This window comes from Staphylococcus nepalensis (genome assembly GCF_002442935.1).
In the GTDB taxonomy this organism is placed as follows: Bacteria; Bacillota; Bacilli; order Staphylococcales; family Staphylococcaceae; genus Staphylococcus; species Staphylococcus nepalensis.
Window position 1 is genome coordinate 1153257 of sequence record NZ_CP017466.1, and the last position, 14758, is coordinate 1168014.

Here is a 14758-nt window from a genome sequence, read left to right on the forward strand (position 1 = left end):
CATGCATTTTGAAACAGTTATTGGACTAGAGGTCCATGTTGAGTTAAAAACAGAATCAAAAATGTTTTCTCCATCACCAGCTCATTTTGGGGCAAAACCTAACTCAAATACAAACGTAATTGATTTGGCTTATCCTGGTGTGTTACCAGTAGTCAATAGACGCGCTGTTGATTGGGCTATGAGAGCATCAATGGCATTAAATATGGATATTGCAACAGAATCAAAATTTGATCGTAAAAACTATTTTTATCCAGATAATCCTAAAGCCTACCAAATTTCACAATTTGACCAACCTATAGGCGAAAATGGTTATATCGATATTGAAGTAGATGGTGAAACAAAACGTATCGGTATTACGCGTTTACACATGGAAGAAGATGCTGGTAAGTCAACACATAAAGATGGTTACTCTTTAGTTGATTTAAATAGACAAGGCACACCATTAATTGAGATTGTTTCTGAGCCAGACATCCGTTCACCACAAGAAGCATATGCATATTTAGAAAAACTACGTTCAATTATTCAATATACTGGCGTTTCTGACTGTAAAATGGAAGAAGGATCATTACGTTGTGATGCTAACATTTCCTTACGTCCATATGGCCAAGAAGCATTCGGTACCAAAGCAGAACTTAAAAACTTAAACTCATTTACGTACGTACGTAAAGGTTTAGAATACGAAGAAAAACGTCAAGAAGAAGAACTGTTAAATGGTGGAGAAATCCTCCAAGAAACGAGACGTTTTGATGAATCAACAGGTAAAACAATTTTAATGCGTGTTAAAGAAGGATCAGATGACTATCGTTATTTCCCTGAGCCGGATATTGTACCATTGTACGTAGATGAAGCATGGAAAGAGCGTGTACGTCAAACAATCCCTGAATTACCTGATGAAAGAAAAGAAAAATATGTGAATCAATTTGGATTACCAGCATATGATGCACACGTGTTAACATTAACAAAAGAAATGTCCGACTTCTTCGAAGGTGCAGTAGCCGAAGGTGCAGATGTGAAATTAACATCAAATTGGCTAATGGGCGGCGTTAATGAATATTTAAATAAACATCAAATTGAATTATTAGATACAAAATTAACACCACAAAACTTGGCTGGTATGATTCAATTAATCGAAGACGGTACAATGAGTAGTAAAATTGCTAAAAAAGTATTCCCAGAATTAGCTGAAAATGGCGGCGACGCAAAACAAATTATGGAAGATAAAGGCCTCGTCCAAATTTCTGATGAAGCAACACTACTTAAATTTGTTAACGAAGCATTAGATAACAATCCACAATCAGTAGAAGATTACCAAAACGGTAAAGGTAAAGCAATGGGCTTCTTAGTTGGTCAAATTATGAAGGCATCCAAAGGCCAAGCTAATCCACAACTAGTTAACCAATTGTTAAAACAAGAATTAGACAAAAGATAATCAAATGATTAATCTATAATTTCGAGATTTAAAATTTGAAAATCTAATTTTGAAAGAACCTGTAGAGCAATGCTATCTACAGGTTCTTTATTATTGAGTAGGATGCTATATTTTCTTTTAAAAAATAGCCTAATTACTTTTATCATTTAACTAAATCATTTAATATAGAAACTGAGTATAAAAAGTTGAGGGATAAAATATGAGAAAACGAGCTAGAATCATTTATAACCCAACATCTGGTAAAGAATTATTTAAGCGTACATTGCCAGATGTATTAATCAAATTAGAAAAGGCCGGTTTTGAAACAAGTGCCTACGCAACTGAAAAAATTGGTGATGCGACAACAGAAGCTAGACGCTGTTTAACACAAAATTATGATGTTCTAATAGCCGCAGGTGGTGATGGTACATTAAATGAAGTCATCAATGGTATAGCTGAATATCCGAATAGGCCTAATATAGGGATAATTCCAATGGGCACTGTAAATGATTTTGGTCGTGCTTTACATTTACCAAATGATATCATGAGTGCAATTGATGTGATTATAGAAGGTCATTCAACACGTGTGGATATTGGGAAAATGAATAGTAGATATTTTATTAATTTAGCCGCTGGAGGGCAATTAACACAGGTCTCCTATGAAACACCAAGTAGGTTAAAATCCATCGTTGGTCCATTTGCTTACTATATAAAAGGGTTTGAAATGTTACCACAAATGAAAGCTGTTGATATTCGTATTGAATATGATGGTGAAGTTTTTCAAGGAGAAGCCTTGTTGTTTCTTTTAGGTTTGACTAATTCTATGGCAGGATTTGAAAAATTAGTGCCTGATGCTAAATTAGATGATGGGTATTTTACTTTAATCATAGTTGAAAAAGCTAATTTAGCTGAATTAGGTCATATTATGACACTTGCTTCACGAGGTGAGCACATCAAGCATCCTAAAGTACACTATAAAAAAGCGAAATCAATCAATATATCATCATTTATAGATATGCAATTGAATGTAGACGGTGAATATGGAGGTAAATTACCAGGTAATTTCTTGAATTTAAAACAACATATTGAAGTATATACACCTAGTGATATGAAAAACGAAGAATTAGTAGAACAATAAGATTTACGAAACACATAAAAGCAAACTTGAATTATTTCTTGCTTTTAAGTTAAAATAAACAGTCAAAAAATTAATAATAAACTACGAGGTTAGGTAATGACACAAAGTATCCTAACCTCTTTTATGTGGAGTGACAAGATGAAAACATTACAAAAAAATGAAAGATTAGAGGGAAAAGTGGTTGATTTAACACATGAAGGACACGGTGTTGTTAAATTAGATCGTTATCCTATTTTTGTACCTAACGCGTTAATAAATGAAATAATTACATTTAAGGTAATCAAAGTTAAAAAGAATTTTGCCATTGGAAAATTAATAGAAATAAAAGAGCCAAGCAGCGATCGTGTTGAACCACCATGTGTATACTATTACAAATGCGGGGGTTGTCAATTACAACACATGACATACCAAGCGCAATTAAATATGAAAAAAGAACAAGTGATTAATTTGTTCCATAGGAAAGCCGGCTTTAAAGATACAATCATCCACGACACTGTGGGAATGGAGCACCCCTGGTATTACCGTAATAAAACTCAAGTGCCCGTAGGTAAAAACCAAGAAGGAAAAATAATTTCCGGTTTTTATAGACAGAGAAGTCATGACATTATAGATATGGATGAATGCTTAATTCAAGATCAACTGCATCAACAAGTGATGAATCAAATAAAAGCTTGGTTTAATGAATTAAATATAAGTGTTTATAACGAACATAAAAAGCAAGGGCTTATGAGACATGTTGTAGTAAGAACTGGGCACTATTCAAGAGAATTAATGGTGATTTTTGTGACAAACGGAAAAAAATTTAAACAGAGCGATTTACTTGTCCAAAAAATGGTTGATGCGTTTCCTTATATCACAAGTATTAAACACAATATTAATAATACACATTCCAACGTAATAATGGGATCAGAATCTTATACTTTATATGGTAAAGATGCAATTCATGATACTTTATCAGACGTTACTTTCAAAATAAGTGATCAATCTTTCTACCAAATTAACTCGATACAAACTGAAAAATTATATCAACGCGCAATAGAATACGCAGAGTTGAATGGTGAAGATATCGTACTTGATACGTATTGTGGCATTGGTACGATTGGGTTATATATGGCGCCACAAGCCAAGCATGTTTATGGCGTAGAAGTCGTTTCAGAAGCCATTGAAGATGCAAAACAAAATGCGACCATAAACCAATATGAAAATACTACTTTTGTCTGTGGAAAGGCAGAAGAAGTTATTTTAAAATGGAAAGCACGAGGAATTAAACCAGATGTAGTGATGGTTGACCCACCTAGAAAAGGCTGTGACGATACCTTTTTGGAAACACTTTTAGAATTAAATCCAAGAAAAATCGTCTATATATCTTGCAACCCGTCAACACAACAACGGGATGCACAACATTTAGCAAAACAATATAAGTTAACACAAATTACACCAGTTGATATGTTTCCACATACAACACATGTTGAAACTGTTGCTCAATTTGAACATATTTAACAAATGATTATGTGTTGCATTTCTTGCAATACAGTGTGTAAAGTTAATTAATTTATTGTTTGCTCAATATTGCAGAGTATTGCAAAGTAAGAAGGTTTGTTAAAATTCAATTACAAGTAACTTACTTTCTAGCATTACTCTTTCATAGTGGGTTAAATCGTTGTATACTCTAGGTAATAGCGAAGCGCTTGGAGGGTGACTAATGTTTAAAATTGATTTGTTTTCTAATAAAAAGTTATTAGAAGGCTTCTTATTATTTCAATTTACAGTAGTAATGATCAGCATATTGTTATCGTATAAATTTGCTTATTTATTTGCTTCAGTAATAGAGCAAAATATCTTATTTAATTTAATTTATGGTATATTAGGATTTACTGTTATTTATTTATTACATGAATTGGTTCATAATCTGATGTTTCGTTTGTTGTCAAAAGGACAAAAACCTACTTATCGCATTAAATATGGTTTAATAAAGTCACATATGCCTCAAGTGTATTTTAAAAAATGGCAATATAGCATGATTATGTTAGCACCTTTATTAATTATTACGTTAATTTTATTTACCCTATTTTCTGTTGCTACTTATTCATCTATTATTTTTATTGCAAGTTTCCATATTGGATACTGTGTTAGGGATATATATTTATTATCCGGAGTTTTAAATGCTAACGTTCAATATATTGAAGATACAGAAGATGGCATCATATATTTTACCCAAAATCCCTCTAATCAGTTACAAACTGATACCAAATCGTAGAATGTAAATTAATTTGAGTTAGTATTACTGGTAAATACGTAATCAATGTTTAAACAGATATCGTATTTACATCGTGATAGCTAACTCTTTTTTTAATTGTGTTCATTTTAATGAGCATATTTTATGTAAGGAAATTATTAAGAATGTAAGATAAATACCAATGATATTAATTTAAGATGTTACAAGGGAGGTGTGTGCATTGTCAGAAAGAAGAATCATTCATATTGATATGGATTATTTTTTTGCTCAAGTGGAAATCAGAGATAATCCTAAATTAAAAGGTAAACCAGTCATCGTTGGTGGAAAAGCAAGCGGGAGGGGCGTTGTATCAACAGCATCATATGAAGCTCGAAAATATGGTGTTCACTCTGCAATGCCCACAGCGCAAGCACATAAATTATGTCCTGATGGTTTTTACGTATCACCTCGGTTTGAAGCATACAAAACAGCGTCAAATACGATAATGAACATTTTTAAGAGCTATACAGAAGAGGTTGAACCTTTATCACTCGATGAAGCTTATTTAGATATAACACATCTTGTACGGCCAGATTTACCTGCTTCTACAATTGCTCAATATATTCGAAGAGATATTTACGAAGCAACACAATTAACTTCTTCAGCGGGTGTATCATATAATAAATTTTTAGCTAAATTAGCAAGTGGTATGAACAAACCCAATGGTCTCACTGTTATCGATTATAACAATGTTCATGAAATATTAATGGGATTAGATATTGGCGATTTTCCAGGGGTTGGTAAAGCTTCGAAAGAAAAAATGCATGAACATCAAATTTATAATGGACAAGATTTGTATAATCAAAGTGAGCGAGAGTTAATCCGTTTATTTGGCAAGCGTGGTCATGGATTATACAATAAAGCAAGAGGTATAGATTATAACGAAGTTAAACCCACAAGAATTAGAAAATCAGTTGGAACAGAACGAACATTTGCTACTGACATGAACGATGACGAACAAATTCTCCAAAAAATATGGGAGTTATGTGGTAAAACAGCTGAGCGGTTAGCTAGAATTCAAAAATCTGGAAAAACCGTAACAGTTAAAATAAAGACCTTTAAGTTTGAAACACTGTCTAAGCAAAGAAGTTTAAGAGACCCAGTTAAAAATGAGACAGATATATATAATATTGCCTATAGTTTGTATACAGAATTAAAAGAATCGGAAACACCTATTCGATTGGTGGGAGTCACAGTAGGCAATCTAGAAAAAGCAACATATGAGAATATGACGATTTATGATTACATTTAACTAAAGCGCCACTAACAGACACCATTTCTATTTCAATCTTTATCTTGCAATTGTTTGCCATATATATTGAGCATGCTATTCAAATCATCATAGTGTTTTAATAAGCGAAAGGTTATCATCGCACATGCTTTAGCATCGTTTAAAGCATCATGATGACCATGAAAATCTAGGTTGTAATAAGACATCATATAGTTTAATCCATAACGATGATTATTGATTGTTCTTCTAGATAGTTGTAAAGAACAAAAATATGTCATTGGAGGTGTGTCTTGTCCTATCGCTTTAATGCTCTCATATAATACATTCATATCGAATGCCGCATTGTGAGCAACGACTGGGAGATTCTCGATGAATTGCATCATATAGGGATACACTAAGTCAAATGTAGGTGCATCTATGACATCATTCGGTTGGATACCATGTACAGCTATATTTTGTTTGGAAAAATAGTCATTAGGATTTATAAGTGTGTAAAAAGATTCTGTGATTTGATGATTGATAACTTTAACCATACCTATTGAGCAAATACTAGTTCGTTTTCCATTCGCAGTTTCAAAGTCTAAAGCAATATAAGCATTGGCGGTCATGAAGCAAGATTCCTTTCTCATTTATGAATATGATATGACTTTATATAATTCTGTTTTTGAAGTCAAGCGAGTCATACTGTTTTCAACTATGTCAGTACTTGTTGATGCTTTGATATTCGTAGTATTAAAAATAACGAAAAGAGGCTGAAACATAAATAATGTGTCAGCCTTAGATATCATATTGGCAATAGATGACTGGAAAGAAAATATAAAAACGCACTTCTTTAAAAACTAGATCTAAGTGCAAATTTTAAAGCGCTAGTTCTAAAGAGCAACTTCTTCATCTATGAAGCTTAGTATTAAGGTTAAGTTCATGCAATGTACTGAATTTAGTAGCACTTATGCGTGAGTCTTTGTTTTTGCATGCTTTTTTCTAATTATTCTTGCCGAGTGTGCAAGGAAATCATTTTATAAAATATGATTCCTGTTTACTCTCTTTTGTATTCAATTCAAACTGAATTTACGAGTAAATAATGGCATGGTTGAACTATGCTTCCTCTTCATTAAAGGAACGTGCTGCCAATTCTTTTTCATATAAATATAATGTATTGCTGTCATCGCCGATGCGTTTTAAATAATCAATATGTGTATCGAACATTGATTCTTCTTCCACCTGTTCATCTAAGAACCAATTTAAAAATGAAATAGTAGCATAGTCTTTATCTTTATTGGCTAGGTCAGACAAGTTATAAAATCTACGTGTTACATCTTGTTCTTGTGCTAAACCATCTTCAAATGTTTCTAAAATACTTGAGAATTCAGATTTAGGTGCTGGGATAGAATCAAATTTTGCTTGTTCGCCACGATCATTAATATAGTCATAGATTTTGTGACCGTGAAATCTTTCTTCTTTGGCTTGCTGGATATAGAAATTCGCAAAGCCTTCGTAAGACTTGCTATCACAGTACGCAGCCATAGCCATATATGCATGTGCAGCAAAATATTCGTGATTCATTTGTTCGTTTAATGCATCTAATAATTCTTTATTTAACATAAGAAATAGCCTCCATGTATTAGTTTTTAAATAGTATAGCAAAGTTATTCTCATTCGTAAATAATAATTATTATAATCTGAAAAAAGATGGAGTCTTTTGCATTGAGAATTGTTTGGAATACAACTTAATCGTGTTATAATATTTTAGTGAATAGTAGAGGAGGAAATAAATGAGACAATGGACTGCAACCCGCTTAGCAAAACTGGCAAGACAAGTGAGTAGAGCTGCTGGAAAAAAGGGCACTGATTTACCAGGTCAAGTTGCTAGAAAAGTGGATAAAAATATATTAAGAGAATTGGCGTCTCATGTAGATGAGATTGTATTTATAAGTGGTACAAATGGGAAAACAACTACATCAAATTTAATTGGCCATACTTTAAAAGAGAATCATATTGAAATCATACATAATAATGAAGGTGCAAATATGGCTGCAGGTATTACATCAGCATTTATTTTACAAATAAAAAAAGAAACTAAAATTGCTGTTATTGAAATAGATGAGGGTTCTATTCCGAGAGTGTTAAATGAAGTTACACCAACAATGATGGTTGTGACGAATTTCTTCCGTGATCAAATGGATAGATTTGGGGAAATCGATATTATGGTAAATAATATTGCAAATGCAATTAATAATAAAGGGATTAAATTATTATTAAATGCTGACGATCCGTTTGTAAGTAGGTTAAAGACAGCTAGCGATATTGTAATTTATTATGGTATGAAAAAGAACGCGCACAATTTTGAGCAAAGTTTAATGAATGAAAGCAGATATTGTCCTAATTGTGGTCGTTTGCTACATTATGATTATATTCACTACAACCAGTTAGGACATTATTATTGTGAATGTGGTTTTAAGCGAGAAGAAACAAAGTATGAGGTGACACAATTTGATTTGGCACCTTTTATCAACCTAAATGTTGGTACTACAACATTTAATATGAAAATTGCAGGTGATTTTAATGCATATAACGCAATTGCTGCCTACACTGTGTTAAGAGAATTAGGGTTGAATGATGAATCTATCCAAAAGGGTTTTGAAAGTTATACTTCCGATAATGGGCGTATGCAATATTTCAAAAAGGGTAAAAAAGAGGCGATGATTAATTTAGCTAAAAACCCTGCTGGAATGAATGCAAGTCTTTCAGTAGGAGAACAAATCGAAGGGAATAAAATTTACGTTATAAGTTTAAATGATTACGCTGCAGATGGCCGTGATACTTCATGGATTTATGATGCAGATTTTGAAAAATTAGTAAATCAACAAATCGAAACCATTATTGTTACTGGTACTCGCGCAGAAGAATTACAGTTAAGATTAAAATTAGCAGGGGTAGAAGCGCCTATTATTTTAGAAAAAGATATTTATAAAGCGACGGCCAAAACAATGAACTATGCAAATAGTTTTACTGTGGCAATCCCTAATTATACTTCGCTATCACCTATGTTAAAACAATTAAATCACTCTTTTGAGGAGGAAAAAACAAAATGAATGAGTTAACGGTTTATCACTTTATGCCTGATAAATTAAATTTATATAGTGATATTGGAAACATTATTGCTTTGAAACAGCGTGCAAAATTACGAAATATCACTTTAAATGTAATTGATATCAATCAAACAGAAGGTGTGACGTTTGAAGAATGTGATATTTTCTTCATTGGTGGTGGCAGTGATAGAGAACAAGCATTAGCAACTCAAGAACTAAGCAAGATAAAAGAGAGCTTGAAAGCTGCAATTGAAGATGGTATGCCTGGATTAACTGTTTGTGGAGGATATCAATTTTTAGGAAGTAAATATATCACGCCAGATGGTATAGCGTTAGAAGGTTTAAATATTTTAGATTTTTATACAGAATCACAAAAAGATCGCTTAACTGGAGATATTGTTATAGAAAGCGATACTTTTGGTACTATAGTCGGTTTCGAAAATCATGGTGGGCGTACATATCATGATTTTGGAACACTGGGTTCAGTAACTTATGGGTATGGTAATAATGATGAAGATGCAAAAGAAGGCATACATTATAAAAACTTACTTGGCACCTATTTACATGGTCCCATATTACCTAAAAATCATGAAATTACTGACTATTTATTAGAAAAGGCCTGTGATCGTAAGGGGATTGTTTTTGAACCAAAAAATGTGGATAATACTGAGGAAGAAGCAGCAAAAAATGTGATCATAGAACGTGTTTCACAGCAAAGCAAATAGTATTACCATAATATTAAAAGCCAAAAGTTGATTGATTCAAATCAGCTTTTGGCTTTTAATGTTCTAGTTTATGTAATGACAATTTTATAAAAAAACAGGTTTAGGCAAAACGATTATTTAATATTCTATAAATCAATAATATTTCATATACGATATGGCTTTTTAATTGATTTTTATCAAATTCATCTAGACCCTTAACAGTCGATTTAAGTAACGATGCAGATTTGGGTTGACGTTCGAAGTGCCCAGAACTATGAATTTTATGTATACTTTGCGCAATGCTTAAAATGGCAACTTTTTCATCTTTTGTAAAAGTAACATAAGTATCTTTAGGCAAGTAAACTAAATTGGATAGATGCGTTATAAATAATCGGTTTGTATGGGTGCGAGTTGTTAATGACTTTAATCGCATCCATTCAGAATTATGGTGTTTGTGGTAACTGAGTTCATCTTTTTGGTAAGATAATAATGTTTCTACTTTTTGGTTTAAATCTAATAATGAATTTAATTGATGATACGTGCTTCCTTTATTAAACTTGCCCATTACGAGTTCACGCATTCGCTGGTTAAATAATGCATACATTTTTTCCTCAGTTAAATTAATAGAGTCATCTAGTTGGTCATAATACTTGGGGGGCAAGATAATAAAGTTTACTAATCCCGCCGTAACAAGCCCAATGATAGCCGTTAATAATCTGGAAAAAAAATTAAAGTAATAAGCATCATGTATACCAGGGATCATAGCCATAGCAGTTAATGTCGCTACGGTTGTGCCTACTTGTAAATTTAATCTTGTACATAAAATGATTGTGCATGTTGCGCTAAATGCATATGTGAATGGAGATTGATCACCAAAAACAAACGTAAATATTACTGCAAATAATGCACCAATAACCGTAGCAGGAAGCCTCTTATACCCTTTTTTTAAAGATGCTTTCGCAGTTGGTTCGATGGTAACGATTGCAGTTAAAATTGCAAAAATCGGATTTAAGTTTAAAGCCAAACAAAAGAAGGCTGTTAAAAAGGTCGCTAAGCCAGTTTTAATTGTTCTAGCGCCTACAATTTTTTTATACCAGATGTCATTCATAAAAAAACTCCTATTAAATTTATACATTAATCGAAATAACCAGAATAGTAAAAGTGGTTATGTCATTATCAGTTTAAAATGTTAAACTATATATGATAAAAATTTTCTAATTTATTATATCAAAAAAAGTCTGCTATAATAAGAAAGAATATAATTTACAAAAAGGAACGGGATAAAATGATTGTAAAAACTGAAGAAGAATTAACAGCGTTAAAAGGTATTGGTTATATCTGTGCATTAGTAAGAGATAAAATGCAAGCAGCTACTAAACCAGGTATCACTACTAAAGAATTAGATGACATTGCTAAAGCATTGTTTGAAGAACATGATGCAATTTCAGCACCAATCCATGATGAAAACTTTCCAGGCCAAACTTGTATAAGCGTGAACGAAGAAGTTGCGCATGGTATACCTGGAAAAAGAAAAATCCGTGAAGGTGATTTAGTCAATATCGATGTTTCTGCATTGAAAAATGGTTATTATGCAGATACTGGTATTTCATTTGTTGTAGGTGAAGCGGATAATCCTTTAAAACAAAAAGTTTGTGATGTTGCTTTAGAAGCGTTTGAACAAGCTATGACAAAAGTTAGACCAGGCGCAAAATTAAGTCAAATCGGTAAAGCAGTGCATGCTACCGCACGGAAAAATGATTTGAAAGTGATTAAAAATTTAACTGGACATGGTGTAGGGCAATCACTTCATGAAGCACCAAGTCATGTCTTAAATTATTACGATCCAAAAGACAAAACATTACTAAAAGAAGGTACAGTTATTGCAGTAGAACCATTTATCTCTACTAATGCAACTTTTGTAACTGAAGGCAAAAATGACTGGGCATTTGAAACGCAAGATAAAAGTTTTGTTGCACAAATAGAACATACGGTGATAGTCACAAAAGAAGGACCAGTTTTAACTACTAAAATAGATTAAAATAAGTTTCGGTCTAAAGTCCTAATATAAGATGGTTCCGGAGCCTATACTAATGGTTCCGGATATTTTTTATAATAGAATTTAATCAATCATGAGGTGATTCTATGAATTATATTACGACTTATTTAGAAAAAGTGACTAAACAAACATTTTATTCAAGTTTAATTGAATACAGACAATATCTTGATAAAAAATTAAGAAGTATAGAAATGTACATAAAATATCTATTCGAAAGAAAAATGTATGTAGGAAAATTAATCGATCATTTGACATTGTCTTTAGAGAATAAATATATTGATATATTAGATGAAACATATATCGAATGCGCTCAAGAGGTAGAGCATCAGGATATTGAACATATTAAAAACGAATTAAATGAAATGGAAGCAGACTACGCTCGAATTGTAGCCGATTTGTCACAACAAGCAAAAGAAAAAGTGAATGTTGAAACAGAATGTGATTTAATCGAACGCATTAGTTTAGTCGCTTGAAGAAAGGTGGCGAAACATGACTCATAAATATATATCAACTGAGATGCTAATTGTGTTTACAGCATTAATGATAATAGCTAACTTCTATTATATTTTCTTTGAAAAAATTGGTTTTATTTTTGTATTGTTATTAGGTTGTATTTTAGTTTATGTGGGCTATTTATATTTCCATAAAGTACGAGGACTATTATCATTTTGGATAGGCGTATTACTCATCGCCTTTACCTTATTATCCAATAAGTATACGATTATCATATTATTTGTCTTTTTAATTGTGTTAATTGTTAGGTATATATTTTATAGGTTTAAGCCTTTAAAGGTTATTGCGACTGAAGAAGCTGTTGAATCTCCGGAGTTTATCAAACAAAAATGGTTTGGCGAACAACGGACACCTGTTTATGTGTATAAATGGGAGGATTTACAAATTCAACATGGCATTGGTGACATTCACATAGATATGTCTAAAGCTGCCAATATCAGAGAGCATAACACCGTAGTTATTAGACATATTTTAGGTAAAGTGCAAATAATTGTACCACTCAATTACAATATTAAATTACATTTTTCGACACTTTATGGTAATGCCTATGTTAACGAGACCTCATATAAAGTAGAAAATAATAATATTAAGGTCGTAGAAGAAACAAAAGAAGATAACTATGCTGTTAATATTTATGTATCAACATTTATAGGTGATGTTGAGGTGATTTATAAATGAATCACTACATAAGAGCAATAGGGTCAATGTTGATATTAGTATATAGTACTTTTTTCGCCATGTTTTTTATAGACAAAGTATTTGTTAATATCATATATTTCCAAGGCATGATTTACACACAAATATTTGGCATACCAGTTTTATTATTTATAAACTTGTTAGTTATATTACTTTGTATCATCGTTGGATCTGTATTAGCATATAAAATTAATCAACAGAATCATTGGTTACAAGATCAAATTGAGCGCTCCATAGAAGGCCAAACAGTAGGTATCAATGACCAAAATATAGAGTTGTACAATGAAACCATTGAATTATATCAAGCACTGGTACCACTTAATCAAGAAGTTCACAAGTTGCGTATGAAAACGCAAAATTTAACAAACGAATCATATAATATGAATGACGTGAAAGTTAAAAAAATAATAGAAGACGAACGACAAAGGTTGGCTCGTGAACTACATGATTCTGTAAGCCAACAATTATTTGCAGCAAGCATGATGCTTTCAGCAATTAAAGAAACTGAATTACAAGCGCCTTTAGATCAACAAATTCCAGTACTCGAAAAAATGGTTCAAGATTCACAATTAGAAATGCGCGCATTACTATTACATTTAAGACCAATTGGTTTGAAGGATAAATCACTAGGCCAAGGTATCAAAGATTTAGTTGTTGACTTGCAGAAAAAAGTACCCATGAAAGTCGTACACGATATTGAAGACTTCAAAGTACCCAAAGGTATTGAAGATCACTTATTTCGGATTACCCAAGAGGCAATTTCAAATACATTAAGACATTCGAAAGGTACTAAAGTTACAATTGAATTATTTAATAGAGAAGAATATTTATTATTACGTATACAAGATGACGGTAAAGGCTTTAACGTAGATGATAAGGTAGAACAAAGTTATGGTTTGAAAAATATGCGAGAACGCGCCCTTGAAATTGGTGCAACTTTCCATATCGTATCTCTGCCAGATTCAGGCACGCGAATTGAAGTCAAGGCCCCATTAAATAAGGAGGATTCAAATGCCGATTAAAGTATTGTTTGTTGATGACCATGAAATGGTTCGAATCGGAATTTCTAGTTATTTATCTACACAATCAGACATAGAAGTAGTTGGAGAAGGGCAATCAGGAAAAGATGCAATAAAAAAAGCACATGAACTACATCCTGATTTAATTTTAATGGATTTATTAATGGATGATATGGATGGCGTAGAAGCAACAGAACAAATAAAAAAAGATTTGCCGCATATTAAAGTGGTTATGTTAACAAGTTATATTGAAGATAATGAAGTGTACCGCGCTTTAGATTCAGGTGTCGATAGTTATATTTTAAAAACGACAAGTGCGAGTGACATTGCTGAAGCTATTCGTAAAACATATCACAATGAGTCTGTATTTGAAGCTGAAGTATTAGTTAAAATGAGAAATCGCATGAAACAACGTGCTGAATTGTATGAAATGTTAACTGAGCGAGAAATGGAAATCTTATTATTAATTGCAAAAGGTTATTCAAACCAAGAAATAGCTAGCGCTTCCCACATTACGATTAAGACGGTTAAAACACATGTGAGTAATGTATTAAGCAAATTAGAGGTACAAGATAGAACACAAGCTGTTATTTATGCATTCCAACATAATTTAATACAATAAAAAAGCT

Annotated in this window: 15 protein-coding genes; 12 read left to right on the forward strand and 3 right to left on the reverse strand. The window is 32.2% G+C overall.

Going from position 1 to position 14758, the window contains the following annotated elements; genetic code table 11:
- The first annotated feature begins 1 nt into the window (after position 1).
- From gatB to dinB, 5 genes are all read left to right on the forward strand, one after another.
- A complete protein-coding gene (gene gatB / locus BJG89_RS05300) occupies positions 2-1429 on the forward strand; it encodes an Asp-tRNA(Asn)/Glu-tRNA(Gln) amidotransferase subunit GatB (protein ID WP_096808904.1) in 1428 nt (475 codons plus the stop codon).
- Positions 1430-1628: 199 nt separating this feature from the next.
- Positions 1629-2546, forward strand: coding sequence for a diacylglycerol kinase (locus tag BJG89_RS05305; protein ID WP_096808906.1), 918 nt, complete (start codon positions 1629-1631; stop codon positions 2544-2546).
- 138 nt (positions 2547-2684) lie between these two features.
- On the forward strand, positions 2685-4046 hold the full coding sequence (rlmD, locus tag BJG89_RS05310) for a 23S rRNA (uracil(1939)-C(5))-methyltransferase RlmD (RefSeq protein ID WP_096808908.1): 1362 nt from the start codon (positions 2685-2687) through the stop codon (positions 4044-4046).
- 202 nt (positions 4047-4248) lie between these two features.
- Positions 4249-4803 carry a DUF3267 domain-containing protein gene (locus BJG89_RS05315; RefSeq protein ID WP_096808910.1) on the forward strand — a complete coding sequence of 185 codons (555 nt, stop codon included), beginning with the start codon at positions 4249-4251 and terminating at the stop codon, positions 4801-4803.
- Between the two features lie 199 nt (positions 4804-5002).
- A complete protein-coding gene (gene dinB / locus BJG89_RS05320; protein ID WP_096808911.1) occupies positions 5003-6073 on the forward strand; it encodes a DNA polymerase IV in 1071 nt (356 codons plus the stop codon).
- A 32-nt stretch (positions 6074-6105) separates the two neighbouring features.
- On the opposite strand, the gene BJG89_RS05325 is transcribed toward dinB, so the two are convergent.
- Together BJG89_RS05325 and ftnA are read right to left on the reverse strand one after the other, a co-directional pair.
- Entirely contained in the window at positions 6106-6660 is a 555-nt protein-coding gene (locus BJG89_RS05325; RefSeq protein ID WP_096808913.1) for a 3'-5' exonuclease, read from the reverse strand.
- Between the two features lie 487 nt (positions 6661-7147).
- Complete coding sequence (gene ftnA, locus BJG89_RS05330) at positions 7148-7654, reverse strand: H-type ferritin FtnA (protein WP_096808915.1); 507 nt, start codon at positions 7652-7654, stop codon at positions 7148-7150.
- Positions 7655-7824: 170 nt separating this feature from the next.
- Here ftnA and murT point away from each other — a divergent pair, with 170 nt between their 5' ends.
- Positions 7825-9144: a lipid II isoglutaminyl synthase subunit MurT gene (murT, locus tag BJG89_RS05335; RefSeq protein WP_096808918.1), complete on the forward strand. Its 1320-nt coding sequence runs from the start codon at positions 7825-7827 to the stop codon at positions 9142-9144.
- Positions 9141-9866, forward strand: a complete 726-nt coding sequence (gene gatD, locus BJG89_RS05340) for a lipid II isoglutaminyl synthase subunit GatD (protein WP_096808920.1) — start codon at positions 9141-9143, stop codon at positions 9864-9866. The genes murT and gatD overlap by 4 nt, the downstream gene beginning before the upstream one ends.
- Before the next feature lie 100 nt (positions 9867-9966).
- On the opposite strand, the gene BJG89_RS05345 is transcribed toward gatD, so the two are convergent.
- On the reverse strand, positions 9967-10953 hold the full coding sequence (locus BJG89_RS05345; RefSeq protein ID WP_096808922.1) for an FUSC family protein: 987 nt from the start codon (positions 10951-10953) through the stop codon (positions 9967-9969).
- Positions 10954-11130: 177 nt separating this feature from the next.
- Here BJG89_RS05345 and map point away from each other — a divergent pair, with 177 nt between their 5' ends.
- From map to vraR, 5 genes are all read left to right on the forward strand, one after another.
- A complete protein-coding gene (gene map, locus BJG89_RS05350; RefSeq protein ID WP_096808923.1) occupies positions 11131-11883 on the forward strand; it encodes a type I methionyl aminopeptidase in 753 nt (250 codons plus the stop codon).
- A 104-nt stretch (positions 11884-11987) separates the two neighbouring features.
- The gene (locus tag BJG89_RS05355; protein WP_096808925.1) at positions 11988-12374 is read left to right on the forward strand and encodes a hypothetical protein; all 387 of its coding nucleotides are present in this window, start codon (positions 11988-11990) and stop codon (positions 12372-12374) included.
- 16 nt (positions 12375-12390) lie between these two features.
- The gene (vraT, locus tag BJG89_RS05360; RefSeq protein ID WP_096808927.1) at positions 12391-13092 is read left to right on the forward strand and encodes a cell wall-active antibiotics response protein VraT; all 702 of its coding nucleotides are present in this window, start codon (positions 12391-12393) and stop codon (positions 13090-13092) included.
- Positions 13089-14132, forward strand: a complete 1044-nt coding sequence (gene vraS / locus BJG89_RS05365) for a sensor histidine kinase VraS (protein WP_096808929.1) — start codon at positions 13089-13091, stop codon at positions 14130-14132. Before vraT ends, vraS begins: the two co-directional genes overlap by 4 nt.
- Positions 14122-14751 (forward strand): response regulator transcription factor VraR, encoded by a 630-nt coding sequence (gene vraR, locus BJG89_RS05370; protein ID WP_096808931.1) that lies wholly within the window; start codon positions 14122-14124, stop codon positions 14749-14751. Before vraS ends, vraR begins: the two co-directional genes overlap by 11 nt.
- Positions 14752-14758: the final 7 nt, after the last annotated feature.

Bases quoted from the DNA above. Each gene is read 5' to 3' on its own strand.
- rlmD (WP_096808908.1), top strand. From the start codon at position 2,685: ATGAAAACATTACAAAAAAATGAAAGATTAGAGGGAAAAGTGGTTGAT.
- BJG89_RS05355 (WP_096808925.1), top strand. From the start codon at position 11,988: ATGAATTATATTACGACTTATTTAGAAAAAGTGACTAAACAAACATTT.
- vraR (WP_096808931.1), top strand. From the start codon at position 14,122: ATGCCGATTAAAGTATTGTTTGTTGATGACCATGAAATGGTTCGAATC.
- ftnA (WP_096808915.1), bottom strand. From the start codon at position 7,654: ATGTTAAATAAAGAATTATTAGATGCATTAAACGAACAAATGAATCAC.
- gatB (WP_096808904.1), top strand. From the start codon at position 2: ATGCATTTTGAAACAGTTATTGGACTAGAGGTCCATGTTGAGTTAAAA.
- BJG89_RS05325 (WP_096808913.1), bottom strand. From the start codon at position 6,660: ATGACCGCCAATGCTTATATTGCTTTAGACTTTGAAACTGCGAATGGA.
- gatD (WP_096808920.1), top strand. From the start codon at position 9,141: ATGAATGAGTTAACGGTTTATCACTTTATGCCTGATAAATTAAATTTA.
- vraT (WP_096808927.1), top strand. From the start codon at position 12,391: ATGACTCATAAATATATATCAACTGAGATGCTAATTGTGTTTACAGCA.
- map (WP_096808923.1), top strand. From the start codon at position 11,131: ATGATTGTAAAAACTGAAGAAGAATTAACAGCGTTAAAAGGTATTGGT.
- BJG89_RS05345 (WP_096808922.1), bottom strand. From the start codon at position 10,953: ATGAATGACATCTGGTATAAAAAAATTGTAGGCGCTAGAACAATTAAA.
- vraS (WP_096808929.1), top strand. From the start codon at position 13,089: ATGAATCACTACATAAGAGCAATAGGGTCAATGTTGATATTAGTATAT.
- BJG89_RS05315 (WP_096808910.1), top strand. From the start codon at position 4,249: ATGTTTAAAATTGATTTGTTTTCTAATAAAAAGTTATTAGAAGGCTTC.
- murT (WP_096808918.1), top strand. From the start codon at position 7,825: ATGAGACAATGGACTGCAACCCGCTTAGCAAAACTGGCAAGACAAGTG.
- BJG89_RS05305 (WP_096808906.1), top strand. From the start codon at position 1,629: ATGAGAAAACGAGCTAGAATCATTTATAACCCAACATCTGGTAAAGAA.